This window comes from Streptomyces sp. NPDC005496, from assembly GCF_042872045.1.
Lineage (GTDB): Bacteria > Actinomycetota > Actinomycetes > Streptomycetales > Streptomycetaceae > Streptomyces.
The window spans coordinates 569,665-592,746 of sequence record NZ_JBIAJQ010000006.1; the positions used below are offsets into that span (position 1 = coordinate 569,665).

The window sequence follows — 23,082 nt, forward strand, 5'->3', positions numbered from 1 at the left end:
GGGGTCACACCTCCCAGGCCTCGACCGGCCGCACCCCGGCCATACCGGCGTACAGCAGGCGCAGCTCCCCGTTCGTCGCCGACGGCGAGGCCGGCAGGGAGGCGGCGGTCATCGCCCAGGTCGACGCGGCCACGACGGGCGGCTCGTGGGACACGAGCAGTTTCACCCCGGCCGGCCACCAGATCGGGTCCCGCAGGGAGACGGTGGCCGTGATCTCGGCGCGTACGAGCGCCTCCAACCGCAGGAACCTCAGCAGGTCGAGCAGCCGCGTCGGGTTCGGGTCGGGCACGACCTTCGTCTCCCAGTCGAGCGAGGCCGTGACGAACGCGTCCTCGTCCGGCTCACAGGTGTCGGCGACGAAGCGGACACCCGACCGGTACCTGTCGTACGCGGGCGCGCCCAACTGCTCGTCGTCGGTGAGCCTGCGGAACTGGCCGGGGGCGAAGTTGTCCGTGGTCGCTCCCGCGTCGGCCTCCTCGCCGCCCAGCGAGGCCGAGGCGATGTCCCACTGTTCGGCCGGTTCGACGAGCGAGGGTCCCAGGCGCTCGATGTCCACACCGAAGGGCAGGACGCGCTGCTGGGCGACGACGCCGCCATGCGGGTGGACGCGGCGCCCCTCGCCGATCTGCCGGTTGGCGGCGGGGGACAGCAGCACCGGAATCCGGTCGCCGCCCGCAGGGGGCAGCGCGCTCCATGCCTCCGGGCGGGCGAAGGCCTCTTCCAGTCTGCGCCGCAGGTCCGCGCGTGGGGCCGGAAGGGCGGGAGGCGGGTTGCCCCAGCGTTCGTCGAAATCGAAGGAGGCGCTGAACAGGAACAGGTCGATGCTGCCGCGCCCGACCGCGTGCCAGGGGGCGGGTCCTTCCAGGGTGAGGTCGAAGGCGACGCCCACCAGGGACTCGCCGAACACCTCGACCGACAGCGAGCCCCGCATCCGCGCGCTGAACGACAGGCTCGGCTCACGGTGGACCAGGACGTCGAGCCCGAACTGGCCGCGCAGCCCGCAGCCGGCGATCTCCGCGACCAGGGAGAGCTGGGCGCCGAACTGGAGGGTGTTGGTGGTGATCGCGAAGTACGCCTGGCAGCGCAGCTGGATCCATGGCACCGGGGAGAGGTTCATCGACAGCCGGTGCAGCGCCGGCACACCCCGCGGGACCGCGAAGGCCGGGTGGAAACCGCCCGCGCTGAGCACGAATGTCGGATCGGGCCCTCCCCGGCTCAGCACCAGCACGTCCCCGTCGAGCGGCACCCCGGCCATGTGCGAACCGCTCAGGCTCGCCATCAGGAACGTGCTGGGCTCGGCGCTGTCGTACTGTCCGGCGAAGGTGGCCTTGAGCTGGATCAGCGGCACCTCCGGGTCCGGCACCGCGACCCGCAGGATTCCGAGGAGGGACAGCCGTACCGGGTCGGGGACCTCGGCCACGACGGCCGCCGACAGGGAGACCATGCGGCCGCCCCACGAGATCTGGAACATCGGCCCGACGACGGTGCGCCCCGGCACCGTCGGGAACAGGGCCGGCAGCCGGGGGACGACCCGTTTCGCCGCCGCCACCGGGTCGGGTGGAAACAGCAGTTCACCGGCGGTGCCGTCGGCGATGGCGGCGATCAGGGCGTCCCGGTTCACCGCCTTGTTGACGCCCACGACACCGCCGACGCCGCTCAGCGCGAAGCCGAGGCCCAGCTGGACGCCCGGCTCGGGGAAGGTGGCGCCGAGCAGCGCGACGAACGCCGGACCGCCCGGCGCCGCCAGATCCAGCTGCCCGAAGGCGGTCACCGTCGTGGCGGGCACGGTCGCGCTCAGCACGCCCGAGAAGGAGCGGAACTGCCGGCGCTCCAGCCTGCCCCGCAGCCGCACCGGGGGCAGCGGGGAGTCGATCTCCACCGTCGCCGGGAGCCGGTCGTCGGCCAGCCGTTCCAGATCGAGTCCGAAGATGCCGCCCATCACTCACCTCACGGTCAGAACCGTCCGGCCCGGGGGCCGTCCATGGGGGAACAGGTCGAAGACGTGCTGACCTGCCTTGACCTGGCGCGATCCACTGCCCATGGGCTCCGCCGCTGCCCGGCCATGCGATGGTGCGGTCGCGCACAAGGAGGTCCCGGAGGCGTTGTTCGGAGGGACGACGTGTACCCGACGGCCTCGTGGCCACCGCCCCTCGGACAGGCGCCCTTCTCCGGATCTCCGTCGTGGAACATCGCGTGGCACTTGCCGCAGTACCCCCGGTCCCGCACCGACATGGGACTGCTCCCTTCAGTCCACGTGGTACGAGACGTAGTAACAGGACTTCTCCTCCTCGGAGAAGGCGATCTTCGACAGGTCGCCCTGTCCCTGCTCACTCTCGTCGATGGTGACGGAGCCCAGCCTGTCGTCGTTGGCGAACGGGCTGCTGTCCTTCTCCCACAGGAAGACCGTCGTGGCGCCCTCCACGGGCAAGGCGAGTCCGACGGGGATCCGCGCTCCCGCGGCGGCCTCGAACGGGTCGCCCGGCGGCCACACCCTGTTGTCCAGACCGGGCGAGTCGGTGGTCGTGGCATACAGGTCGTCCGGTGCCTCGTTCGCGGCGTCGCTGATGAGCCGGCCGATGTCGACGTTCCCGGTGAGCCGGTCGATGAGCTGGGCACCCGGCAACTCGTAGACCGGGGCAAGCAAAGTGTTGATCACCGACCCGAGGTCGAAGTCGGTCGACGTCGCCGGCCGCACGCAGATGAACTCCTCGATGGTCGCCGTCGCTGTCATGGCGTCCTCCTGTCGGTCCTTGGCCCGACTGCCGGGCATTCCCCGCGCTCGCCTCTCCTGCGCCGCGTCCGACGCTACGGACGCGGCGTCAGCGCACCGTCACCCCGACGTCAATGACGGTCCCTCCGGGCCCGGTTGCAGGGGGTGAGCAGGAGTCTGAAAATGAGAAGGCGGTACGCGTCGTCGACCCGTGCGACGTTTCGGGGGCCCGGTCGAGGCGGCGAACGCGACCGTGCGCCCTCGATGCAACGAAAGGTCCGCGCGAGGCGCGCCCACGCGAAACCGTGCGCGCGAGGCGATCAAAGTGGCGTCCTCTCTTCGGCTGAGACTTCTCGGCGAATTCCGTCTGGAACTGGGCACCGAGCATGTCGACCTCTCTGGCAACGCCCAGCGGCTCCTGGCCTTCATGGGACTGCGGGGGCAGGCGTGCCGCACGGTCCTCGCCGGCACGCTGTGGCCCGACGTCACCGAGGGTCATGCCAGAGGCAGCCTGCGCACCACCCTGTGGAAGCTGCCTCACGCCGAACCGCCGCTGGTCAGCTGTTGCGGCGACGTCCTTCGGGTCACCGCCGACCTGCGGGTGGACGTCCACGCCCTCACCCGGACAGCGCTCGGTGTCGTGCAGGGCAACGCCCCTGCACCGTACGCCCTGTCGTCGCTGGGACTGCTGACCGTCGAGGATCTGCTGCCCGGCTGGGACGAGGACTGGGTACTGCTGGAGCGTGAGCATCTGCGGCAACTGCGGCTGCACGCGCTCGACGAGCTGGCCGAGGCCCTGACAAGACAGGGCAGACCGGCCCTCGCGATCGAGGCGGGCTGGGCCAGCGTCCGGGCGGAACCGCTGCGGGAGAGCGCCCACCGGGCGGTCGTGTCAGCCCATCTCGCGGAGGGCAACGTCGGCGAGGCGGTGCGCCATTACGAGGAGTTCCGCCGCCTGTTGGAGGAGGAACTCGGCGTCGCACCCTCGCCCCGGTTCGCCCGGATGCTGCCCGAGCGAGCCGGAGCCGGAAGAAGGAAGGCAGCACCATGCACCAGAGCGTCCGCGACTACTGGATCACCTTCAACGACCCGCTGGAAGGACGCGTCAACTTCATGTACCTGGACGTGAAAGGGTATGTGAGCACCGGCATAGGCAACAAGATCGACGAGACGGCACGGGACAATTCCGCGCCCACCCCGCAGGAGCGGGCCGCTTCACTGGCCGCCGCGGGCAGACTCCGTTGGCTCGTCAACGACGTGGACGCGGAGGCGGCGAGCGAGGAGGTCGCCCAGGAATGGGACACCGTGAAGTCCCACCTCGAACTGGCCCCCGTCGGCCACAACAGCTTCCGGCCGCCCCTGACCCGCCTGCACGTGGACGACGACGAGATCGACCGCCATGTGTTCGAGAAGCTCGACGAGATGGCGGGAGTGCTCATCGGCCGCGACGGCTTCGGTGACTTCGACTCCTGGCCGGCCAACGCCCAACTCGCCGCACTGAGCATGTGCTGGGCGATGGGTCCGAAGTTCAGGTTCCCCAAGTTCCAGGGGCACGTGGGAGTGCGGAACTGGGCGGGCGCGGCGGACGAATGCCACTTCACCCCGGACGTCGGCACGATCAGGATCCGGAACAAACTGGACCGGGCGCACTTTCTGCTCGCCCTCGACGCGGAGTCCCAGGGTCTGCCGCTGGAGCAGATCGTGCTGGACCTGTCGGACGTGTTCGGCGTCCAAGGGGCCCTGCTCGCCCTGCACTTCACACCACTGACCCAGGACGGCGCGGACGGCCCGCTCACCCAGGGCAAGGTCAAGGAGTTCCAGGCAGCCAACGGCCTTGGCGAGAACGGGGCGTTCGACGACCCCGACACCCTGTCCGCGCTCGCCTCCCAGCTCTCCGCACAGGGCTTCGTCGTGGCTGGGGCCTGACCCCAGCGCCCCGAGTGCCACAGCGAAGAGACGGGGGAAAGGACAGGTCCAACGTCAAACAGATGGAGAGGTACGGCATCATGACCGCGTTCACCCTCGACATGTCCGGCCCGTTCCAGCCGGGTACCGGCGCCACCGACCTCGGCGGACCGAACGTCGGCGGTCACCAGCCGCCGCACTGGTACGAGCAGTACGGCATGGACTTCGGCGCCGCCGAAGGCACCCTGGTCCGCGCGGCTTTCGACGCACACGTGACCCGGTACAACCCGCACGACCCGGCCGCCGACACCCCCAGGGTGTACGGCGCCCAGCTCTTCATGCGAGCCCCCAACGACATGGTGGGCGTCTATTACACCCACATCGCCGATGTGCCGGCCGGAATCACCGCCGGCTCCTCGGTCGCCAGAGGCGATCCGCTGGGCACCGTCTGCCGCAGCGGCCCGACCGCAACCCACCTCCACTGGGCCCTAGTCGAGATCATCGGCGGCGCACCGGCCGGCCAGTACCAGGGGGTCGACCTCCATGAGTTCTTCCTGGGCATCACCGGTACGGACACCGTGGCGTCGGTGACCTTCTCTCAGGACGGTTCACCGCCGATGCCCGGCGGTGGCGCCGGTCGCCCCAGGGAGTTCCATCTGGCAGGCGTCCGCGGTATCCAGGAAGCCCTGACCGCGCTCGGCTACGACCCGGGCCCCATCGACGGCATCGACGGCCCGCGCACCCAGGCCGCGGTGAGCGCGTTCCAGCGGGATCAAGGGCTGGCCGCGGACGGGCAGCGCGGGGAGGACACGCATGCCGCGATGGTGGCGGCTCTGCAGGCCAAGGGATTCCTGGTGGACGGAGATTGAGCTATCGGGGAGTGCGGTCGCCTCAACGGCCTACGCGGCCGACCGCCGGCGCGGACGCGGCCGGCGGCATCGTCGGCAGGCCGGCCGTGAGGTCCGACAGGGGGACCGGCTCCAGCCGGACCCCCTCCTGGTCAGTGAGATACCGCCTGAGCCCAGGGGGCCGGTATCCGGCGTCGTGCTCGTAGCGCTCCTTGGCCGGGACGGCCAGGAACTCGTTCCCGTCAGGCTCGTTCCTGTCGTTCACCGCGCTGCCCAGCGGTCGGTGGTAGGCCTTGGCCAGCCGGTACATGTGCGTACGCGACTCGTGCAGCTGACCCGAGCCGTCCGGCTCGATCCGGAAGCCCACCCCCTTCTGCGGACTCGTCTCTTCCGGCCCAGCCGCCCTGAACGGCTCGTCGTCGAACTCCAACCCGTAGCGCCGGGCCTGGTCGACCATCCACAGCAGGGCGATGTCGGAGAGCCCCGCCTCCGTGTACCCACCACCGACATCACAGTGCACCCCGGCGAACCAGACCTGCTTCAACTCCTGCCCGTGCCGGGCGGCGTCGGGCTGCTGGTGCCACAGCGCCGGCCGGAACGCCGAGCGCGTCTCGTCGATGGCCAGCGCGTGGAAGGCCCCCTTGACCCAGCTGCTCAGCTCGGTGTCGTGGAACGCCCAGCGGTGGTTGAACGCGTTCACCGGCCACTGGAGCGGAGCGGCGCTCGGCATAGGTATGCCCAGCGCACCCACCGTGTCCCAGACCCCGATGAAGTCGATCCCGGTCTCGCGGGCGTACGAACGGCGGAACAAGGTGGATGCCGCGCCGCTCGGATGCTCGTTCCGGTCGCGGTAGAGGGACCATGCCGCCTGTGCTCGGTCGGCGTGTTCCCGCCGTAGGATGCCGCAGTTGCGCACCAGCCCCGCCAGGCTGCGGGCGGTGAACGCCCCACGGCTGAAGCCGAAGAGGAACAATTCGTCGTCGGGCTCGTACGTCTCGACGAGGAACCGGTAGGCCTCCGCGACATTCCGCGAAAGCCCCACACCGAAGGCGCCGCCCCGCAGCCGTTCCCACCGGTCGGTACCGACGCCGCTGTGATAGTAGACCCGCTGATCTTTCCCGACGGCGGACCCCTGGCGCACGGACAGAGCGACTTTGGCAACGTTCGTCTTGCTCGGCTGGTCGGCGTAGTTCCATGTGCCGTCACAGCAGACGACCAGACGCTTGGCCATGACCATCCCTCCTCGCGAGAGCGTGGAGCGGCGTGTAGCACCACCTCCATGCTTCCACCACCCATCGGGCCGCGCCATCCGTGAGCGGTGCGCCCCGCTCACGGCATGTCCGCACGACCCGTAGGCGCAGCCAGACCGAGGACTGGCGTAAGTTGAATCTTCCGCCTGCCAATGACAGGGAAGTTGAATTACCGACATCCGGATCAGGAATTACTCATGATTCAGTCCCGAATCGGAACGGATATCCTGATCCCAGGCGTGGCAGGTACGTTGCAGCCGTACGAACGTCAGTCGATCCTGACGCAGTAGACGAACGGGACGCTGACCGTCCGGCGACCCGACGTCAGATCGACCGCGTAGACATTGGAGTTCGGGTTTCCGGGTGCGCACCGTGCGCTGTAGCCGGGGACGAAACCAAAGCTCCCGCCAGGGTGCCCGGGGTGCCTGGTGGCCGTGACCGTCCAGGACTTGCTGACCGCGCCGGAGAACACGATGCGGACCCGGCCGTTCACATTGAAGTGGTTGCCGCTGACCTTCAGCTTGCCGTTCACCGAAGTGACCCACACCCGCACCGCCAGTCGCCGGTCGTCGGCCTGACGGTTGTCGTACCGTGCCCGAGCGCGGGTCTGCGGGGTCACACAGGTGAGGTCGTCGGATCCCCACGCCTCACGCCAGACGTAGCCCTGCTCGCAGTAGCCGTTCGCGAGGGTCCGGCCGGGAGCCAGAGCGTTGTCGTTGGCGGTGTCGGTACGCGTCTGCGGTGTCACGCACACGAGATCGCCGGCCCGCGCGAGCCGCCAGACATATCCCTGTCGGCAGGTGTTGGGCCCGTAGTCCTGAGCGCCTGCGTCAGACGGCGCGATCAGCGCGCCGCCGATTCCGGCGGCAATCACCATCGCCGAAGCCATGAATCGCCTGAACATAGTCGCGCCTCCCCGTTTACGAGGTCGCAATGGTTAAATCGTCCACTTCCGTCGAGTAATCATCAAACTCGAACGACGTGACCGTGGATGAACGCGCGCGGGAACGCCCCCGGCGTGAAGTCGTGCGGGATTTCGCCGGACAGGTCCCGGCACCGAGCGCGCTGCGGCAGGGAGTCCAGGTCGTCGAAGGAGGCGACCTCGGCGTCCGCCCGCACGCTCATTCGCTGGGCTTGAAGCCACTGCGACAGGGGTTCCCAGTTCTCACCGCGTGTTGAGGTAGAGCTGGGGAGACCAGGCGGTGCACTTCGACCGGGAGAGGGTCCCTCGGTTGCACGCCTGGATCATGAAGTTGTAGTCGCCGTGGCGGGCAGGCCACTTCCACAGCGCCTTCCCCGCGGGCAGCTCGCTCTGCTGCCAAGGACCACCTGGGGCGGCCCAGCGGACGTTGTAGTGCGTGGCGCGGTACCCGCCGTACAGGACATAGACGTACCCGTTGCACCGGTTGTACCGCGCGCCGATGTAAGGCGAGTTGCTCCACTTGTACCTGTTCGGAGACCCGCCGATGTTGGTACCACCATCAGGCGGATAGGCATCCACGTAGCACCCTTGCGCAGCGGCATCAGTAACCACCGTCGGTGCCATCATGCCTCCGGCGGCGACGGCGCAGGAGGCGAGCGCCACCGCCGTCCGGCGCATCGTCAATGCAGCCATTCTTCCCACCGTCCTTCCAGCAAGCGGAGTTTGCCGACCGCCGTGCCCGCCCGCGATGGAGCGATCCCATATCGGTGTCGAGTTCAGATCCCGCCGGCGCGCGCCTCGAAGGGGCCTGCTGGTGACTTGGTTCCATCGACTGCTTCGCGGCTTCACGCCCAACGAGCCGGACCACCCAACGACGGCCCTCATAGCTAGATTCTCACTGCGCCATGTGTGTTGCATCTCGGGGCGGCCGCCATGTATTGGCGGCCGACGAACTCGTGCACGTGGCCGCGGCTCGGCGCCCACGCAGTTCGTTGAACCAGGTACGAAGGAGGCGGGGAGCGCGAGTTGACAGTGGCGGAGTACCGGATCACTGGGCTTTGGTCCGGCTCCGGCGGATCGGCCCGAACCGGCATCCGGGCCGGGAATGCGGTGAACAGCCGCCAGAGAAACGGCCAGTTCATCCAGGAGTTGAGCGAAAGGGCCAGGCCGGTCTGGGGCGCTCGCCATCGGTTGCCCGTGCGACGATCCCCGGACAGCCCGCGCGAGGAGAGCGATGGGCACCTGGGACGTCGGCCCCCGAGCGGTGTTGAGGTGGTGACACCACGCCCGCGGAGTTGGGGATCCCTTGCGGGCCCGGCCATCCAAATCGCCGGCACCCGCGACCCCGCCCCCGAGGTCAGAGGGGCAGCCGTGGCGTCCTCGGCTCATCGCGTGACGAGACGGAGACCGACCTGCATGTGGCCCGCACCGACGACACGGATCGCGGGGTCCGGTACGGGGGGCCTGGTCTCTGGCGTGACGTCCTGCCGTCATGGTCACGCCAGAGAGCAGAGAGAGTTGCGGCGCAGGGCGCCGCGTGTCCTTGCGATGCCGGGTAGGCATCGGCGCTGATACTGGGCGCATGCTCGGCCACTTGCGCAGCTGGGTCCTTCCGGACCGCCAGCGCCGCCCCTTGGAGGATCTTCGCGAAGACCTGGACCTGTCGGCGGGTGACAGCCGGTCCAAGCAGTCCGCCTTCTGGACGATGCTCTTTCTCTCCTCGGTGATCGCCGCTGGTGGGATCCTGACGGACTCCACCGCCACGGTCATCGGCGCCATGATCATCGCGCCGCTTTCCACTCCGATCATGGGGATCGCTCTGGGGGCGGTGCAAGGCCGGCGTAGTACGGCGGCTGCTTTCGTGGCGCTGGGAGGTCTGCTGGTGGTACTTGTGGGTGCGGCCGCCTCGCTGGTGGTGCCTCCAAGCTATGACCTGCTGTCCGACTCTCAGATCTCCGGCCGGACGTCTCCGGGGTTGTTGGACCTGATCGCCGCTCTTGCCACGGGTTTCGCGGGAGCGGTGGCGCTGGCCCGCAAGGATGTCGCCGCGGTCCTGCCAGGGGTGGCCATCGCGATCTCCCTCGTGCCCCCGCTCGTGGTCACCGGAGTCTGTGCCGGCCAGGGGGCGTGGTGGCTCGCGCTCGGGGCGCTGGTGCTCTTCGTTTCCAACCTCTTCGCTCTGGTCTTCGCGGGCATGACGGTCTTCTCCGCCCTCGAACTGGTCCAGGAGCCCGGAGGCAACAAGAGGCGGGCTTCGCGGCGTTCCTACGTCATGCTCGCGCTGCTGTTCACCGCGGTCCTCCTCCCGCTGGGTGCCAATACCGCGATGACCGTGCTGCTGAACACCTGGGCCTCCAGGACGCGGACCGCCGCGCAGAACTGGCTGGCCGGTACCCCTGGTGCGATGGTCACCAGCGTCGAGGCGCAGTCCCGAACCTTGTACGTGCACGTCCGCAGTCCCGCCGATCTGCCGCCGATCGAGGAGTTGCTCGGCGACCTCGAAGGCCGGATCCCCGACGGCATCCCCATCGTCGTCGACGCCACACGAGGTCAGCAGATCCGCGCCGGAAAAGTCGGGGGATGACGCGACGAGTGTCTTCTGCTTCCTCCGCTTCCTCCGCTTCCTCCGCTTCGCCCGGACGCCGGTGTGGCTGGGAGTGGAGCTGGTCGTCAGCGTTGCCCTGCCTTGCCCCCACCGGTCTGTGCTGCCGAGGGTGGCGGCGTGCGGGTCCGGCGCAGGTCGACACCGTCCCTGCCCCGACCACGGACGGCTCGGGAAAGTGCGGCCGCCCCATCCCCAGGTCGGCCGGGGTGAGCGTGCACGACTGGCCCGTCGTCTCGGTCTCGGCCAGCAGGCGATCGGCCAGCGCCCGGTCGTCACCGACGGCGCGCGCGATCCGCTCGGCGGCGACGAACGCGAACGCGGCGACCGCCGCGCCGCCCCCCTGCGCATCGATGCCAGCCGCGGCGACTGGAGCGACATCGAAGCCCTGTGGCTGGCCGGCGACCTGCGCGACGACGACTTCGAGGACCTCTTCATCGACGAGATCACCGTCGCCGACATCGGCGCCGGCGCCGACGGCTGGGAGTTCAGCGGTAGCTCCTATTCCGTCGAACTGCGCTAAAGGCTGTCCCGTGAGCGATCTCCGGGGGACGGCGGTGCGCTACCCCATGACCGCGCGAGCCGCGTCCAGAAACGCCAGCCGGTTGTCCTCCAGGTAGTCCCGCACACTTTCACCGTCGGGCAAGCCTTCCCATACCGTCCGGTTGAGGTCGAGGAAGTACGCGCGGGCCGCGTCGTGCACCGGCAGGGGGAACTGGATACGGATGAGCCGCTCCGTAACCCACAGCCTGTTCATGACGTCCTGGGTCGTGAGGAACCAGGCGTCGGTGTCCTCCCACTCCGAGGGCCGACTAAAGGCGGAACGTTCGGCCTCGGCCCCCACCTCGACGAACCGCTCCAGCAGCGCCAGCCGTTCCCCGCGCCGGGCCTCCGACAAGGCGAGCTGCTGCCGTTGCTGTTCAGCGCGTTCCGCCGAGAGTTGAGTTCTGTGCTGGACGAGGTAGGACAACGAGCCACCGAGGACAACGCCGCCCAGCGATATGAGTGACACCCAGACCTGACCTGACATGCCGGTCATCGTGCCATGCCGTCGATCTTTATGACGAGCTCGCTGTGGCTGGTGTGATCACGGCGTCCGAGCCGTCCTAATCCGGGGGTAACGACAGCCCTGAGAGACGTACGTCCTGGCTGTTCGACCAGCCAGAGCGGTCACGATGGCGGTCACGTGAGTGTCGGGCTGGCGCCTTGAGTCGTCCTGGGACTTGATCCCTATATCCAGAGCGGTGATGCCCGACGCTCTCGTGACTGCCACCATCGTCAACACTGCCCGCTTGATCACTCGTTGGTGTTTGTGGTGCGAGCCCGCTGCATGGTGACCCCTCGTGATGCCCGAGCCACTTCAGCTCCAACGCAGACCGGGGCCCATGCGGTGAGCTGGTACCACGAACAGCTGCTGAGGTGGCGGACCGACCTCGTGTCGAGTCCTTGGATTAGGTCGCTGCGTGGTTCCGCGTGAGCTCGTGACCAGTACGAACACCCGAGCACAGGGAGGGGAAAGATCTTGATCTACTGCGGCATCGACTGGGCGGAGAAGACACACGACGTCGCCCTGGTCGACGACAGCGGCCAGTTGGTGGCCAAGCGGCATATCACCGATGACGCCGCTGGCTACAAGCTCCTGTTGGATCTGCTCGCTGAGTACGGCGATACGGAAGAGTTCCCGATCCCGGTCGCGATCGAGACATCCCGGGGCCTGCTGGTCTCGGTGCTGCGGACCGGCAAACGACCGGTGTTCGCGATCAACCCGATGGCCGCGGCCCGCTACCGAGACCGGCATTCCGTCTCGCGCAAGAAGACCGACCCGGGCGACGCCCTGGTCCTGGCCAACGTGCTGCGGACCGACATGCACGCTCACCGGCCGCTTCCGCAGGACAGTGATCTGGCCCGCGCCGTCGCCGTCCTCGCCCGCGCTCAGCAGGACGCGACCTGGAACCGCCAGCAGATCGCCAACCAGCTCCGCTCCCTGCTGCGCGAGTACTACCAGGCCGCTCTCACGGCCGTCCAATCCTGGAAGAACGGGCTCTGCCGACCCGAGGCCCACCAGCTCCTCAAGCTGGCCCCGACGCCGGCCAAGGCCGCTCGCCTCACGCGCACACAGTTACAGACCGCGCTCAATCGGGCCGGTCGTCAGCGAGGCATCGCCGCCGACACCGAGCGGTTCCACGAAGTCTTCCGAGCCAAATGGGCCCGCCAGCCGCAGCTGGTCGAGGACGCACTTGGTAAGCAGATGCTTGCTCTCCTGATTCAGCTGGAGGCCGCCTGCACGGCCGCTGACAGCCTCGCTGAGGCGGTCGAAGAAGCATTCCCGCAGCACCCGGACGCTGAGATCATCCTCAGCTTCCCCGGCCTCGGCACCCGCCTCGGCGCCCGGGTACTTGCCGAGATTGGGGACGACCGACAGCGGTTCGCCGACGCCCGCGGCTTGAAGGCCTACGCCGGCGCATCACCTATCACCCGGGCGTCTGGCAAGAAGTCCAGCGTCACCCGACGCTGGGTGAAGAACGACCGCCTCAACCATGCCGGATACCTCTGGGCGTTCTCCGCGATCACAGCCTCGCCGGGTGCCAAGGCCCACTACCGGCGACGACGCGACAACCACGCAGATCGGCACGCCTCCGCCCAGCGCAATCTTTTCAACCGCATGATCGGCCAGCTCTACCACTGCCTCCAGCAGGACGAGCGCTTTGACGAGGCACTTGCTTTCCCAGCTCCGCCCGATGAAGCGGGCACCGTGGCCGCCTAAGAAGAGGCCGGATCTCACCGGCAGCGATCAGCATGCCTAGCGGGTCAGACGGCCCGACACGGCACGGAACCTCTCCCGCCCTGCAACGACGCTCGCGTCCCACAGACCTGAGGGGTCACCGCACATCGAGAGAGACTGGAGCCGTTGTTCCTCGGCCAGGAAGCGCGCCCCTGGAACGTTTTGGTCGAGCATGCCCATGGCGGTGAGCGCCGCATGGCCGCAGGACACCGCGGTGTCAGCGTTTCCCGAGCTGTGGGCCAACATGGCATACCTCAAGCAGAGCGCAGCGAAGAAGGCGTAGGTGTCGGCGTCATCGGTGATCCCCTCCTCGTTCGGCTGAAGCTCCGGGAACCGCTCCAGCAGGCGCACGCGCTCGGCAACGTCGGCGAGTGGCCGGTCGGCATGCCAAAGTTCGCGAACGGACTCCGCGCAGAGGTCCAGGTCAGCTTCCCGCCCTGGTACACCCGCCCGCAGGCCCACGAACAGCGGCGCCATGCGTTCGGCACAGGCAGCGACATACAGGCGGACCACTTCGTCGTGCCCGCCGCCGTTCGGGGTGTCCCAGTCGGCGGCGGACCGGATCATCGACCACCTCGAGCCGATGCTTGCTCTCCAGCCCTGCAAGCGGTTCGCCAATGGCGCCGTGCTCATCGTGGACGGCACCCTCGCCCCCACCCGCGACCACACCGTCGCCGAGCAGTCGAAGAACTATCGCTACTCCACCAACTACCAGGTCTTCATCGACGCCGACAGCCGACTCGTCGTCATCGACGGCTGGCCGCTGCCGGGCAACCGCAACGATTGCAAGGCATCGGAACTGCCCAGAGCCAAGGCCGCTGTCGGTAGGACCACGGTGGTCGCGGACGGGGTAACCAGTCTGGTCAATCCGCGCCGCCGAGAGAAGGGCCAGGCTGAACTCCCGGCCTGGAAGGAGGGACACAACGTCTCCCACCGCAAGGTCGGTGCCCGCGTCGAGCACGTCTTCGCCCGGTGAAGGGCTGGAAGATCCTCCGCGACTGCCGTCTCAAAGGCGACGGCCTCCACCACGCCATGCTGGGCATTGATGCGTTCAGCGAGATCCGGCCAGGCGAACTGCACCAGGCCCTCCCAGAAGCACCCACTCGGCTCGTGGCCGGCCGCAACTACTGCGGCATTGGCGGCCAGGCCACCGGCAGCGAGCGCCAGCGATCGCCGGTGGCTCTACCGCTCGCATCCCTTGAGGAACGGCTCGGGGAATCAAGGAGATCAAACCGAACCATGGAACTGCGCACGGACCGGCGGGAGCCGGGAAGCGCAGTTCACGGCCCTCCGTCCCCATGACGGTGGGCCACCCGCCACCACCCATCCTCGCGGCGGTAGACCTGCGTCACCCGGAGCGTGTAGCTCTTGGGCTCGCCGTGGACGGACACGGACGTGCGCTCGAAACCGGCCGTCCAGGCCAGCTCGCCCACCACGTCGCATGCCCGCAGCTCGAACGCATACGACGTGCAGTCAGCGAAGCTCTCCGCGAGGTGGGTGAAGAGCTCATCGACTTCGCATAGCCCGAAGGCATTACGCCAGGCGCCGAGCACGCTCACAGGCTCCTTGTGGGACCACAGCGCCCTACGCGGGTCCGCGTCGCCGTTGTGGATTGCCAGTTCCGCCGCATACAGGTCGGATCCGACCCAGGTCAGGAAGTCGTCGCGCTCACTCATGGAATCCATCGAAGCGCCGCTCCGGCTTGGCCGCCTCCCAGTCCGGCAGGTGGGTGAGCCGTGATCGGACCGATTAGAGGGTTGGCGGCGGCTTAGCCGAGCTTCGGGAGCCGACGTGGCCGGCAGCGGTTCTCGTGAAGAAAGCCACATGGTGGTGGGGCTCACTGGAGGTGGCGCAGGCGCTCACTGCGGCAATGGACACCACCGTTGCCGTACACACGGGCGGAGTCGCCTTGACCGCGCGCAGGGCACCCGCACCAGCACCCGCACCACGGCAGGTTACAGCGTTGCGCAACGCTCCTGCGTCTTATCGGTGCGGCGCACCATTGCCCATGTCCTGGCACCCTGCGGGTCCTGTGCGCAGTAGGGGACTTCGCAATGGAGCGTTTGCCCCCACCAGGTCCCGGGCGACGGCCTTGCTAGCCCGACCACAGCAGGTCACTGCGTTGGGCAGACCGTGGTTGTCTCGCGACACGCGAGACGTCGGGGGAGCGGCGCCCAGGCTCGGAGCCTGGTGCGAGCGACGTATTGTGCAGTCGCGCGTGTGCGCGACCCGAGCACCGATCACGGTTGCCTGGTGGGTGTCGCCGCGTCACCCCAAGGCCTGAGCCGGGGGTGCAGTGCGTGTAGGCGCGGAGTCCCGTAGCGATCAGACGGCATGCTTCTTCGGCATCCACGCGGCGCCGGCGCTTCATGGCGGCGTAGCCGTCACTGGTGAGGAGTTCTACGGTCGGCCGGCCGTCACCGCTGTCGAGTTCCACGCTCCAATGCGGCGCTGCGGCCGCGCCTGCTCGCCGTGCGCGCGTTCAGCTTCCAGCCCCCGCGGCACCTCGATCTTGCGGTGGATGCGTTCGATCCCCAGTGCGTGCCAGACCCGTAGCGCTTCTAGGCGGGGGAGGTCGGGTGGCAGGCCGTCGGTCACAGTCTCGGTGCGTTGGACGGGGGTGTTGCGTTGGCGCAATAATTCGAACAGATGCTCTAATGACGTGTATGACGCACCACTCCTTCCCGCCGGACCTGGTGGCCTTGCACATGTCCTGGATGCGCACCTATCGGGCACTCGCCCATGCGCAGCCGGGCAGGAGTGCGGGGCTGCGCCGGGAGCTGGTCCTGTTGCAAGCGCGGCTGCTGGATCACCCGTACTGGTCTGGCCGGCCCAGCAGCCCGACCACGGGCTGGGCTGTCCTGCGCGAGCAGGTCCGCGAAGACACTGCACTCACGGCGGGGAAGCGAGCAGGATGAGGCGCAAGCCGGAGTACCTGAGTCCCGGGCAGGAGGCGATCCTGTCGTGTATCCGGCGCTCGACCGTGGAATGGGGCGAGGCGCCGACGGTGCGGGAGATCGTCCACGATGTCGGCCCCTCCAGCACGTCGTCGGTTGTCTGTCAGCTGCGGCAGCCGGAGAAGCGCGGAGAGATCAGCCGCGAGGGGCGACGGCCAGGATCCGCTTGCCTGGGCCACTGAGGGCCTCCTCCACTCGGTCTGGGACGGCTGCCAGACTTCCTGGGCCGTGCTGGTGTCCTTCTATGTATCCCCGTGACGGCATCAGCACGGCTTCTACCGCGTAGGTGCCATGAACCGCTCCCAGTCTGCGCCTTTGAAGTCGACTCGCTGACGGAGTCGTCGGCACGCTGTGATGGTGACCAGTGCGCCGATCGTTGTGCACCGGCCTTCCGTTTCGGGTGGCCGGAGGGTCACGGTGCACTGCAGCGGCCGGACAGCGATTCCTGGTACCGCCTACAGCGACCACGACCTGGTCGTGTTGAGCTTCGCCAGCCGCCGCCTGGCGCGGTCCCGCCCGCCGAGCTGCTGAAAGGTCCCGGAAGCCTGTGGTCACGGCGCCTGTGGATCACGGAGGTGTCTAGGCTCCAAGCTCCACGAAGATGCCGTGACCGCGGGCTAGCTGTATCTAGGACTCGACGTACATGACGATGGAGTCGGGATGCACGCCGTCGTGCTTCATCGCGGCTGCGGCCTCCGGGCCCTGTAGTGAGGCCATCAGGGCGTCAAGGTTCGGTACGTCCATCGTAAGCGCGACCTGGGTCGGGTCCTGCGGGTTGGTGAACGTTCGGATGCTCGTGACTCCGAGCGTCCCGAAGAATTCTTCGCGCTTCGACGAGGCGAGCCAGTGCTGGGTGTCGTTGACGCTGTGGTGGATAACAACGGTCGGCAAGGTTCCTCCTTCGTGGACAGACTCCACTTAGGGCGATGCGTCAACCGGCTTGACGCAGCCGCAGCAGACAATGATTGTCGGCCAGGGCGAGTGCATCTCGGGGGCAGGCTCGCCTAGCACGCCAAACACCGCAAAGTCCGGTCCCCCGTTTGCCTCGGATGATCGGTGATCATGTGATGCCGTGGAGGGCGAGGACGCGGTGGCGTTCGGTGCGGGCTCGGCGTCCGCACCTCCCAGGCTGAGCAAGTCCTCGACGATTTCCTCGAACAAGCCGCCATCCGCTGATGCAAGAGAACAGCAGTGTCGTGCCGGGCTAGCTACAGCGGCCGGCCCGACACTGCGCTGTCAGTGCAACGTCGTTGGGGTCTCACTGGCCGTCCGGTGGCTGGTCTCGGAAGTCGGCGGTACAGCCGACGGAGGTGTGCTTGAGCGGTGCTCGTAAGATGTTTGAATGCCGAAGCCGTTACGGATGAGCCGTCGTACGTGGGTCGCCGCGTGGGCTGTGCTGTGCGTGGTTGGTATCGCTGCCACCACCGCCCTGAACGCTTCCGGGAAGTCTGGGGAGCAGCCCGAGAGGCCTGTCGGCACTGAGTGCGCCGAGTACATCTCAGAGATCGAGACGCAGCTGGACAGGGCCAAGGCGGAAGGCGACGACGATGGTGTGATCGCCCTGTCGCGAACGCGGGTCGGCGCGGACGACTGCCATGACGAAATTCTTGACCACTTCGGCGGCGACCGGTGAGACGCCGTACAGGGCTCGCTGCGGTAGCGGGGCCGATCTGTGCCGGAGTGGCGTTCTTGGTGAGCAAGGCCCGCGCGAGGTAGCACCTTCACGGAACACGGAGAAAGCGTGGCTCTTCGCCTGGTCGGCCCGTGCCAGCCAGGCGAAGTGTTGTTCCGTAGCCAGAGGGCGGCTTCAGGAAATCGCACGGCGGGTGTGGACTTGGGATTCAACCAGGAATGCGGTGGCACCTTGAATTCCATGCCGACCGGGGCAGGCAAGGCGTACTTCGACCTCCCCCACGCGATCGGCAGCGTCATCGCCCTCACCGACGAGGACGGCAACAAGGTCGACTCCTATGCCTACAGCCCCAAGGCGTGCGCATCCTGGCCCAGTCCACCGAACCGGTCGCCCAGCCCTACCCCTTCGGCCGGCGGCTACCAGGACCCCACGGTGCCGTACGACTACAGCGGCCGCTACTACGACGCCCACATGGGCCGCTTCACCCACTCCGACCCCTCCGGCCAGGAACAAGACCCCTACCTGTACGCCTAGCGTGACCCCGTCATCCGCATCGATCCCAGGGTTTGCTCACCGGCTCCTTCAGCGGAGAGGCCTGCTTCGGCATCTGGGTCGGTATCGGCGGCAAGACCGACGGCGAGTCCGCCAAGCCGATCGTCTCCTTCGCGTTTGGTTGAGTGCGATCCGCGTACGGAGCTGGTGCCGGTGTCCAGGCCACGCGGGTGGCGCAGTTGTCGTTCACACGGGATGATCACCGGGTTCTGCCAGCGTGCTGGCTTCTACGCTTTGTTCCGGGGGGATGTCGTGGACCGCTTAAACCGTCATCGTGGTAAGGCTCTGGCTGCCGTCGTGCTCTTCACGGGCATGACCATGGCCTGTTCTGGGCCGGCCGCGACCTCGAAGACTCCCCAGCCGCAGAAGGCGACGAGCTCCAGCGCCGTACCCACAGCGCGCACGACGCCCAGCTCCGATCAGGAGCGGTTGGATAGAATGGCCCGCGACTTGCTCGGCAGGACGGATCAGTTGGGTTCTGACGACGCAGACTTCGTCTCGTCCGGCTCTCTCGCCATACCCGGCATGAACCTGGACGAGACCGTGGGGTCCGGCGTCGCGCTGCGGGTGGAGGTGGCATGCGTGGGGGAGGGGACGGTCACCTTCACGGCCGTCTCCGGCACCGTCAAGAAGGCTGAGCGTGTCGACTGCACGCGGTCGATGACAGGCAGGGTCGACATAATCACGGCCGGGCCGAGTCTCGCGATCCAGGCTGACTCCCCGGAGGCGGAGAAAGTGGGTACCGCCTACGTCGTACGTCGTGTCACCTGACCGTCGCGGACACGACGCCTTTCTGTCTCCCCGACAGGCCGAGCGATTCGCGACGTGTGGCATGGGGATTGATCTGGAGCTGCACTCGGCAGGGCCGGCACACGACAGCTGTCGCAAGTCCCCCGCAACGCTCCTGCGGAGTTCCCACGGGCATGGCGACGTACTGGCCGATGCACCCGATTCGCCTCAACTCCGCGGAGTGTCCGGAAGGCTCACCGCCGTCGATCCGTATCGGGACACGTCGATGAACGAGTAAGGGGCTGTGACCGCCCTCCAAGAGATCCGCGGCTGGAGGGGGAGTCACGCTTATGTCTGGGAGCCATCGGCCGCCTTCTCCATGGGCTTCAGCCTTGCCCCCGAGTACGCCCAGGGCCAGTACCCCGGTGTCCTTGGGCTCGGCTTCAGCACGGGTCAGGCTCTCGCCCCCGCGATCCTTACCGCGGTGGTGCTCGGACTCGACACGACAGGCTGGCTGCTGCTGGCGTCGTTCTTGACATGGTGCTTGCTGCCCGGCCGAGCGCGGTCGACCGGGCTGGGACCGCTTTTGGGCCCCGACGTGCGGCCCGGACGTGGGACGAGTCGATCACCGCCCTCGACCAGTGAAGCTGGTTCTTCGATCGCAGCTTCTTCAGCAGGAGTGCGTGCAGTTGGTCCCAGACGCCGGCCTCGTTCCAGGCGGCCGGGCGTCGCCAGCAGGTCGTGCCGGAGCCGAAGCCCAGTTCCTGCGGCAGGTACTCCCACTGGATGCCGGTATGCAGCACGAACAAGATCCCGCACAACGCCTGCCGGTCCGGCACCCTCGGCCGGCCCTCGACCTGCTTCGGCCCTGGCTCGGGCAGCAACGGCTCGAACAGCGACCACAGTTCATCCGAGACGATCCACGGCCGCTACTGTCCCTTCCCCGCGACCACACCAACGATCCAGCAGGCCGACAGTCACATGATCAACAACTTTTGTTAGAGCCAGTAAGCCACGGCTTAAGGGCCACACCACACGACACCCCGGAGCATTCATGGCATTCGGCGTGTCCGGGGAAGCCCGACGCCGGCCCACTGGAGGTACACCGCCTTCGACAAAAGGGGAGTACGCATGACCACTTCACCGACTTCGCCCCGGTGGCGCACACATCGTGCGCGGCTCAGGTGTCTTTGAGCGGTGACACCGCTCGGCCGACCCGGGCCTGCTCCTACATACGTGTTCCGCACCCAGAACCGACGACACAAGGGGAATCGATTTCATGACCGTCACAGCAGCACGCCGCACCATGTCACCGCGTCGGTCCGCCGCCCGCACGGTGGCCGTGGCGGCCCTGTCCGCCGCCGCGCCCGCTCGGACGACGGGCGGGGCCGTGGAGCTCGCGCCGGCCGGTGCGCTCGCCACCCAGTGCTACTACAGGGTCAACGCCAGCGGCGGTCTGCTGATCCGTAGCGGTCCCGGTACCAGCTACTCGGTGGTCGGGTCCTACGCCAACGGCTCCACGATCCTCGCATCGGCGTCCACCACCAACGGCTTCCGCAATGTGGGCACCAACCGCTGGGTCTCCTCGGCGTACACCGTCCGCATCACCAGCTATCCCTGCGAGTAACGGGGACCCGCGCCGAGGACACCGTTCCCCAGCCCTTCAACAGGCCGCTGCCGCCCCGGCCGTCGACGTTGCTATGACCGCCGACAAGCTGCTCGCCAGCGATCCGAGCGACTCGGAGCACGCCATGGCCGAACTCCTCAACTACGTGGCCGCCACCTGGGACAAGCAGGACCTGCCGCTGCGCGAGTACGCCCAGGTTGTCGCCCGCACCCTGCGTACCCAGTAGAAGAGGATCCGCCCATGTCCAACGGCATCCTGCGCGACGCGCTGACTGCCCGCGCGAAGTGAACGGGCGCCTGACACAGCGCGAGGGGCCACGCCGACTTCGGCATGGCGCCTCATACACTGTCAGGCGGCTGCTCTGCCCGTCGCTACTTCAGCCCGAGACTGGCCAACGCGGCTAGCTTGTCGGCACCCCGGACGGAACGCCGGGATGGACTGGGCCGGTTGCTCGGCCGCAGGTACGCGTCGCCCACCCAAGCTGAAGGGCGGGCAGCGCCTGGAGCTTGGGGGCGGGCTGGTGCGGGCGTCGTCTCGACGTGAGCTACAACGGAGGGTTCATCCTCGTGATGTCGGCCATGCTGGTGGGGATACCGGCGGCCCTGTTCCTCGTCGTCGGGTGTTTGAACGGCAAGACCGCGGGGGCTGTCCACTCCGGACCGGTGCGACGGTCGTCGTCCTCTGCGCGCTGGCCGCCGGTTTGTGGGGTCTGGCCTCCCTGGTGCCGGCCAGTCCTTGCGACCACAGCGCGGCGCGGGAATGCGCACTGCACACGCCTTGAAGCCGATTCCGGGCGGTCATCGTTCCTCTTGTGGCGACCAGCAGCCCAAGGACAGCGGGTCCAACGTGCCCGCCGGCGTCGTAGAACCGCGCCTGTCCCGTGCGGACCCTCCACATGCGGATGGACCGCCTCACACAACCCGCCTTGATCGGCACGTAGTTCGCCGGGGGAGCGCCCGGAAGATCCCAGGGGCGGGCACTGCACCCAGTGCGTTTAGGGCCTGGTCCGGTGCCGCTGACCCCGGGCCGCGAAGGAGTCCGGCCCCCGTGCGCTCCTGGGTCCCCGCCGGTCACACCGCCGCTCACCAGTCGTCTGATGCGCTTCCCACCCACGCGATCGGCCGGCCATCGCTGTTGCGGCCCCAGTGCGGTTCCTCCATCGAGGTCTCGTGCCCGTCGGACAGGACGCAGATCCGCCCCTATTTGCCGTGCTTGCCTGGACAGAGGCGAGCGAGCCGGGCCGCATCGCCGTCGCGCACGGCCTGGTGGTATCAGTTCCGGAAGCCTCTCCCGCCGGGCTGAGGCAACTACACCGGCGCCCGGTAGCCCCAGCCTCGTTCTCCGGCCGGTCTTTTGACCAACTAGACCCATCCCAGTCGCTTTCGGGTATGAACTGTTAAGAGGGGCAGGAATCGGCGGGAGCCGGGGAGAGCGGGGAGGCGCTGTGGGGAGCGAGATCTCGGACAGATTCCGGTACAGCATCACGCACACCTATGTCACGCGGCACGTCGGTGACAGCACACAGACGGCGACGCTGGCCAACGCGGAGGCGGGCAGTCTGGCCCGGTTCGCTGACCGGCCGAGCGAGATGAGCGTATTTTGCGAGCACTGCGATGCGCGACTGCGCGTCGTGCTGCGTTCCACGGGCGACGTACGGCAGCGGCGGCGTACACACCGCCTGCTGTGGCCGATATGGGCAGTGCTGGCCGTGTTGAGTAGCTGGGGCTTCGTGCATGTGCTGCGGACCGGTGACGGCCGGGGGGCGGCCGACCTCCGCTTGTACTTCACCGCGGCCGCGACCGTCCTTCTCGGGTACGGCGCCCTGCGCAGTCTGGTTCTCACCCGGGGCTTCGACACCCCTGAGGTGACCAGGACGGATGGGCGGGAGCCGTACGGGGTTCGCCACAGCTGGACCACACCCCGGCAGGCAGACGTCGAGGACCACAGGCCACGCTGACGGGGCGTCCGGGATGGTTGTGCCTGTGCCGGTGTTCTCGGGCGCGGCGGTCGTTTTTGGGGGCGTGTCAGTTCGAGCGAGGGTGCCGGTTCCGGGCCGGTGCGGGGAGTCTCGTGCGGGTGGGGGAGTGCGCGGGGTGCCCGGGTGTGGCTGTGTGGGAGGTCGGTGTGTGGTCCGCTCGGTGAGGGGCGGGTGCTGCCTGAGGGCCACGGCCACATACAGTGCCGCGCCGCCAGGCGACCGGGCTGCCCGCTGTGTGCTGCGGCTGGGCTGAGGGCTGAGGGCTGAGGGTTGCGGGCTGGCGGGGGGGCTGGTGGGCTCGTGCTGGGGTGTGCCTCCGGGCAACCTCCTGCCTTGCGGTTGTGGGGTTGGGGTCTGTTGGGTGGTGTGCCGCCGCTGGTGGGTGGCTCGTGCTGTGGGCTGGGTTGAGTGTTGGTCGGTTTGTGCCGGGGCCGTGCTCCACGCATCTGGGCTGTGGCGTCTTGGTGGGGGTGGGGGGGGGTGTGTCCCGGCGGGTTGGTTGCGGTCTTGGGCGTGGCCGGGTGCGGGGGTGGGTCTCCGAGCAACCCCTCTTTGCTGGTGTGGTGTTGGGGGTTTGTTCGCTGCTC

At 68.1% G+C, this 23,082-nt stretch carries 24 protein-coding genes and 2 pseudogenes; 14 read left to right on the forward strand and 12 right to left on the reverse strand.

The window, feature by feature from the left end; translation table 11 throughout:
• Positions 1–4: 4 nt before the first annotated feature.
• Entirely contained in the window at positions 5–1,939 is a 1,935-nt protein-coding gene (locus ACFYQQ_RS21630; protein ID WP_356242442.1) for a DUF6603 domain-containing protein, read from the reverse strand.
• Between the two features lie 306 nt (positions 1,940–2,245).
• On the reverse strand, positions 2,246–2,731 hold the full coding sequence (locus tag ACFYQQ_RS21635) for a hypothetical protein (RefSeq protein WP_355794281.1): 486 nt from the start codon (positions 2,729–2,731) through the stop codon (positions 2,246–2,248).
• 304 nt (positions 2,732–3,035) lie between these two features.
• On the opposite strand from ACFYQQ_RS21635, the gene ACFYQQ_RS21640 reads away from it, so the two are divergent.
• The 3 genes from ACFYQQ_RS21640 to ACFYQQ_RS21650 all read left to right on the forward strand — a co-directional run bounded on the left by ACFYQQ_RS21640 (position 3,036) and on the right by ACFYQQ_RS21650 (position 5,484).
• The gene (locus tag ACFYQQ_RS21640; protein WP_356242439.1) at positions 3,036–3,839 is read left to right on the forward strand and encodes a BTAD domain-containing putative transcriptional regulator; all 804 of its coding nucleotides are present in this window, start codon (positions 3,036–3,038) and stop codon (positions 3,837–3,839) included.
• The gene (locus ACFYQQ_RS21645) at positions 3,758–4,636 is read left to right on the forward strand and encodes a peptidoglycan-binding protein (RefSeq protein ID WP_355795394.1); all 879 of its coding nucleotides are present in this window, start codon (positions 3,758–3,760) and stop codon (positions 4,634–4,636) included. Before ACFYQQ_RS21640 ends, ACFYQQ_RS21645 begins: the two co-directional genes overlap by 82 nt.
• Positions 4,637–4,716: 80 nt before the next feature.
• Positions 4,717–5,484 carry a peptidoglycan-binding protein gene (locus tag ACFYQQ_RS21650; protein ID WP_356175850.1) on the forward strand — a complete coding sequence of 256 codons (768 nt, stop codon included), beginning with the start codon at positions 4,717–4,719 and terminating at the stop codon, positions 5,482–5,484.
• Positions 5,485–5,506: 22 nt separating this feature from the next.
• On the opposite strand, the gene ACFYQQ_RS21655 is transcribed toward ACFYQQ_RS21650, so the two are convergent.
• The 4 genes from ACFYQQ_RS21655 to ACFYQQ_RS21670 all read right to left on the reverse strand — a co-directional run bounded on the left by ACFYQQ_RS21655 (position 5,507) and on the right by ACFYQQ_RS21670 (position 8,328).
• Positions 5,507–6,694 carry a DUF2235 domain-containing protein gene (locus ACFYQQ_RS21655; RefSeq protein ID WP_356242436.1) on the reverse strand — a complete coding sequence of 396 codons (1,188 nt, stop codon included), beginning with the start codon at positions 6,692–6,694 and terminating at the stop codon, positions 5,507–5,509.
• A 287-nt stretch (positions 6,695–6,981) separates the two neighbouring features.
• Positions 6,982–7,602 carry a hypothetical protein gene (locus ACFYQQ_RS21660; RefSeq protein ID WP_355795480.1) on the reverse strand — a complete coding sequence of 207 codons (621 nt, stop codon included), beginning with the start codon at positions 7,600–7,602 and terminating at the stop codon, positions 6,982–6,984.
• Between the two features lie 77 nt (positions 7,603–7,679).
• Positions 7,680–7,838, reverse strand: coding sequence for a hypothetical protein (locus ACFYQQ_RS21665; RefSeq protein ID WP_356242433.1), 159 nt, complete (start codon positions 7,836–7,838; stop codon positions 7,680–7,682).
• Between the two features lie 40 nt (positions 7,839–7,878).
• Positions 7,879–8,328, reverse strand: a complete 450-nt coding sequence (locus tag ACFYQQ_RS21670; protein ID WP_356175858.1) for a hypothetical protein — start codon at positions 8,326–8,328, stop codon at positions 7,879–7,881.
• Positions 8,329–9,217: 889 nt separating this feature from the next.
• Between ACFYQQ_RS21670 and ACFYQQ_RS21675 the strand changes: the two genes are divergently transcribed.
• Entirely contained in the window at positions 9,218–10,219 is a 1,002-nt protein-coding gene (locus tag ACFYQQ_RS21675; RefSeq protein ID WP_355794032.1) for a DUF389 domain-containing protein, read from the forward strand.
• Between the two features lie 196 nt (positions 10,220–10,415).
• Positions 10,416–10,760 (forward strand): hypothetical protein, encoded by a 345-nt coding sequence (locus ACFYQQ_RS21680; protein ID WP_356175863.1) that lies wholly within the window; start codon positions 10,416–10,418, stop codon positions 10,758–10,760.
• A 39-nt stretch (positions 10,761–10,799) separates the two neighbouring features.
• Here the strand turns inward: ACFYQQ_RS21680 and ACFYQQ_RS21685 are convergent, their stop codons facing one another.
• Positions 10,800–11,276: a hypothetical protein gene (locus ACFYQQ_RS21685; protein WP_356175866.1), complete on the reverse strand. Its 477-nt coding sequence runs from the start codon at positions 11,274–11,276 to the stop codon at positions 10,800–10,802.
• A 480-nt stretch (positions 11,277–11,756) separates the two neighbouring features.
• Between ACFYQQ_RS21685 and ACFYQQ_RS21690 the strand changes: the two genes are divergently transcribed.
• A complete protein-coding gene (locus tag ACFYQQ_RS21690) occupies positions 11,757–13,001 on the forward strand; it encodes an IS110 family transposase (RefSeq protein ID WP_355787532.1) in 1,245 nt (414 codons plus the stop codon).
• 36 nt (positions 13,002–13,037) lie between these two features.
• Here the strand turns inward: ACFYQQ_RS21690 and ACFYQQ_RS21695 are convergent, their stop codons facing one another.
• Entirely contained in the window at positions 13,038–13,586 is a 549-nt protein-coding gene (locus ACFYQQ_RS21695) for a hypothetical protein (protein WP_356242428.1), read from the reverse strand.
• Between ACFYQQ_RS21695 and ACFYQQ_RS21700 the strand changes: the two are divergent.
• Positions 13,546–14,063, forward strand: a pseudogene (locus ACFYQQ_RS21700) (IS5/IS1182 family transposase); the annotation flags it as partial. The gene ACFYQQ_RS21695 and the pseudogene ACFYQQ_RS21700 sit on opposite strands and share 41 nt — an antisense overlap.
• A 236-nt stretch (positions 14,064–14,299) precedes the next feature.
• Here ACFYQQ_RS21700 and ACFYQQ_RS21705 read toward each other — a convergent pair.
• Positions 14,300–14,695, reverse strand: a complete 396-nt coding sequence (locus ACFYQQ_RS21705) for a nuclear transport factor 2 family protein (RefSeq protein ID WP_355788992.1) — start codon at positions 14,693–14,695, stop codon at positions 14,300–14,302.
• Between the two features lie 419 nt (positions 14,696–15,114).
• Positions 15,115–15,456, reverse strand: a complete 342-nt coding sequence (locus ACFYQQ_RS21710; RefSeq protein WP_355788994.1) for a DUF6233 domain-containing protein — start codon at positions 15,454–15,456, stop codon at positions 15,115–15,117.
• Between the two features lie 477 nt (positions 15,457–15,933).
• On the opposite strand from ACFYQQ_RS21710, the gene ACFYQQ_RS21715 reads away from it, so the two are divergent.
• Complete coding sequence (locus ACFYQQ_RS21715; RefSeq protein WP_355788997.1) at positions 15,934–16,158, forward strand: hypothetical protein; 225 nt, start codon at positions 15,934–15,936, stop codon at positions 16,156–16,158.
• 445 nt (positions 16,159–16,603) lie between these two features.
• Here ACFYQQ_RS21715 and ACFYQQ_RS21720 read toward each other — a convergent pair whose 3' ends face one another.
• Entirely contained in the window at positions 16,604–16,867 is a 264-nt protein-coding gene (locus tag ACFYQQ_RS21720; RefSeq protein WP_355788999.1) for a hypothetical protein, read from the reverse strand.
• Positions 16,868–17,318: 451 nt separating this feature from the next.
• Between ACFYQQ_RS21720 and ACFYQQ_RS21725 the strand changes: the two genes are divergently transcribed.
• From ACFYQQ_RS21725 to ACFYQQ_RS21735, 3 genes are all read left to right on the forward strand, one after another.
• The gene (locus tag ACFYQQ_RS21725; RefSeq protein ID WP_356176354.1) at positions 17,319–17,609 is read left to right on the forward strand and encodes a hypothetical protein; all 291 of its coding nucleotides are present in this window, start codon (positions 17,319–17,321) and stop codon (positions 17,607–17,609) included.
• A 240-nt stretch (positions 17,610–17,849) separates the two neighbouring features.
• The gene (locus ACFYQQ_RS21730) at positions 17,850–18,143 is read left to right on the forward strand and encodes a hypothetical protein (protein WP_356242423.1); all 294 of its coding nucleotides are present in this window, start codon (positions 17,850–17,852) and stop codon (positions 18,141–18,143) included.
• 456 nt (positions 18,144–18,599) lie between these two features.
• Positions 18,600–18,932: a hypothetical protein gene (locus tag ACFYQQ_RS21735; protein WP_355794330.1), complete on the forward strand. Its 333-nt coding sequence runs from the start codon at positions 18,600–18,602 to the stop codon at positions 18,930–18,932.
• Positions 18,933–19,409: 477 nt separating this feature from the next.
• Here ACFYQQ_RS21735 and ACFYQQ_RS21740 read toward each other — a convergent pair.
• Positions 19,410–19,810, reverse strand: a pseudogene (locus ACFYQQ_RS21740) (IS5 family transposase); the annotation flags it as partial.
• Between the two features lie 359 nt (positions 19,811–20,169).
• Between ACFYQQ_RS21740 and ACFYQQ_RS21745 the strand changes: the two are divergent.
• The 3 genes from ACFYQQ_RS21745 (at position 20,170) to ACFYQQ_RS21755 (ending at position 22,474) form a co-directional block, all read left to right on the forward strand.
• Positions 20,170–20,517 carry a hypothetical protein gene (locus tag ACFYQQ_RS21745; RefSeq protein WP_388904979.1) on the forward strand — a complete coding sequence of 116 codons (348 nt, stop codon included), beginning with the start codon at positions 20,170–20,172 and terminating at the stop codon, positions 20,515–20,517.
• A gap of 73 nt (positions 20,518–20,590) precedes the next feature.
• Positions 20,591–20,743 (forward strand): hypothetical protein, encoded by a 153-nt coding sequence (locus tag ACFYQQ_RS21750; protein ID WP_355789095.1) that lies wholly within the window; start codon positions 20,591–20,593, stop codon positions 20,741–20,743.
• Between the two features lie 1,218 nt (positions 20,744–21,961).
• Positions 21,962–22,474, forward strand: coding sequence for a hypothetical protein (locus ACFYQQ_RS21755; RefSeq protein WP_355789098.1), 513 nt, complete (start codon positions 21,962–21,964; stop codon positions 22,472–22,474).
• Positions 22,475–23,082 lie beyond the last annotated feature (608 nt).

What these genes read in the sequence shown, in the direction of transcription:
- ACFYQQ_RS21645 (WP_355795394.1), top strand. Translation starts at nt 3,758, where the DNA reads ATGCACCAGAGCGTCCGCGACTACTGGATCACCTTCAACGACCCGCTG.
- ACFYQQ_RS21670 (WP_356175858.1), bottom strand. Translation starts at nt 8,328, where the DNA reads ATGGCTGCATTGACGATGCGCCGGACGGCGGTGGCGCTCGCCTCCTGC.
- ACFYQQ_RS21675 (WP_355794032.1), top strand. Translation starts at nt 9,218, where the DNA reads ATGCTCGGCCACTTGCGCAGCTGGGTCCTTCCGGACCGCCAGCGCCGC.
- ACFYQQ_RS21685 (WP_356175866.1), bottom strand. Translation starts at nt 11,276, where the DNA reads ATGACCGGCATGTCAGGTCAGGTCTGGGTGTCACTCATATCGCTGGGC.
- ACFYQQ_RS21650 (WP_356175850.1), top strand. Translation starts at nt 4,717, where the DNA reads ATGACCGCGTTCACCCTCGACATGTCCGGCCCGTTCCAGCCGGGTACC.
- ACFYQQ_RS21730 (WP_356242423.1), top strand. Translation starts at nt 17,850, where the DNA reads ATGCCGACCGGGGCAGGCAAGGCGTACTTCGACCTCCCCCACGCGATC.
- ACFYQQ_RS21745 (WP_388904979.1), top strand. Translation starts at nt 20,170, where the DNA reads ATGACCGTCACAGCAGCACGCCGCACCATGTCACCGCGTCGGTCCGCC.
- ACFYQQ_RS21715 (WP_355788997.1), top strand. Translation starts at nt 15,934, where the DNA reads ATGAGGCGCAAGCCGGAGTACCTGAGTCCCGGGCAGGAGGCGATCCTG.
- ACFYQQ_RS21695 (WP_356242428.1), bottom strand. Translation starts at nt 13,586, where the DNA reads ATGATCCGGTCCGCCGCCGACTGGGACACCCCGAACGGCGGCGGGCAC.
- ACFYQQ_RS21725 (WP_356176354.1), top strand. Translation starts at nt 17,319, where the DNA reads ATGCCGAAGCCGTTACGGATGAGCCGTCGTACGTGGGTCGCCGCGTGG.
- ACFYQQ_RS21750 (WP_355789095.1), top strand. Translation starts at nt 20,591, where the DNA reads ATGACCGCCGACAAGCTGCTCGCCAGCGATCCGAGCGACTCGGAGCAC.
- ACFYQQ_RS21655 (WP_356242436.1), bottom strand. Translation starts at nt 6,694, where the DNA reads ATGGCCAAGCGTCTGGTCGTCTGCTGTGACGGCACATGGAACTACGCC.
- ACFYQQ_RS21735 (WP_355794330.1), top strand. Translation starts at nt 18,600, where the DNA reads ATGGCCCGCGACTTGCTCGGCAGGACGGATCAGTTGGGTTCTGACGAC.
- ACFYQQ_RS21630 (WP_356242442.1), bottom strand. Translation starts at nt 1,939, where the DNA reads ATGGGCGGCATCTTCGGACTCGATCTGGAACGGCTGGCCGACGACCGG.
- ACFYQQ_RS21665 (WP_356242433.1), bottom strand. Translation starts at nt 7,838, where the DNA reads ATGAGCGTGCGGGCGGACGCCGAGGTCGCCTCCTTCGACGACCTGGAC.
- ACFYQQ_RS21660 (WP_355795480.1), bottom strand. Translation starts at nt 7,602, where the DNA reads ATGGCTTCGGCGATGGTGATTGCCGCCGGAATCGGCGGCGCGCTGATC.
- ACFYQQ_RS21635 (WP_355794281.1), bottom strand. Translation starts at nt 2,731, where the DNA reads ATGACAGCGACGGCGACCATCGAGGAGTTCATCTGCGTGCGGCCGGCG.
- ACFYQQ_RS21705 (WP_355788992.1), bottom strand. Translation starts at nt 14,695, where the DNA reads ATGAGTGAGCGCGACGACTTCCTGACCTGGGTCGGATCCGACCTGTAT.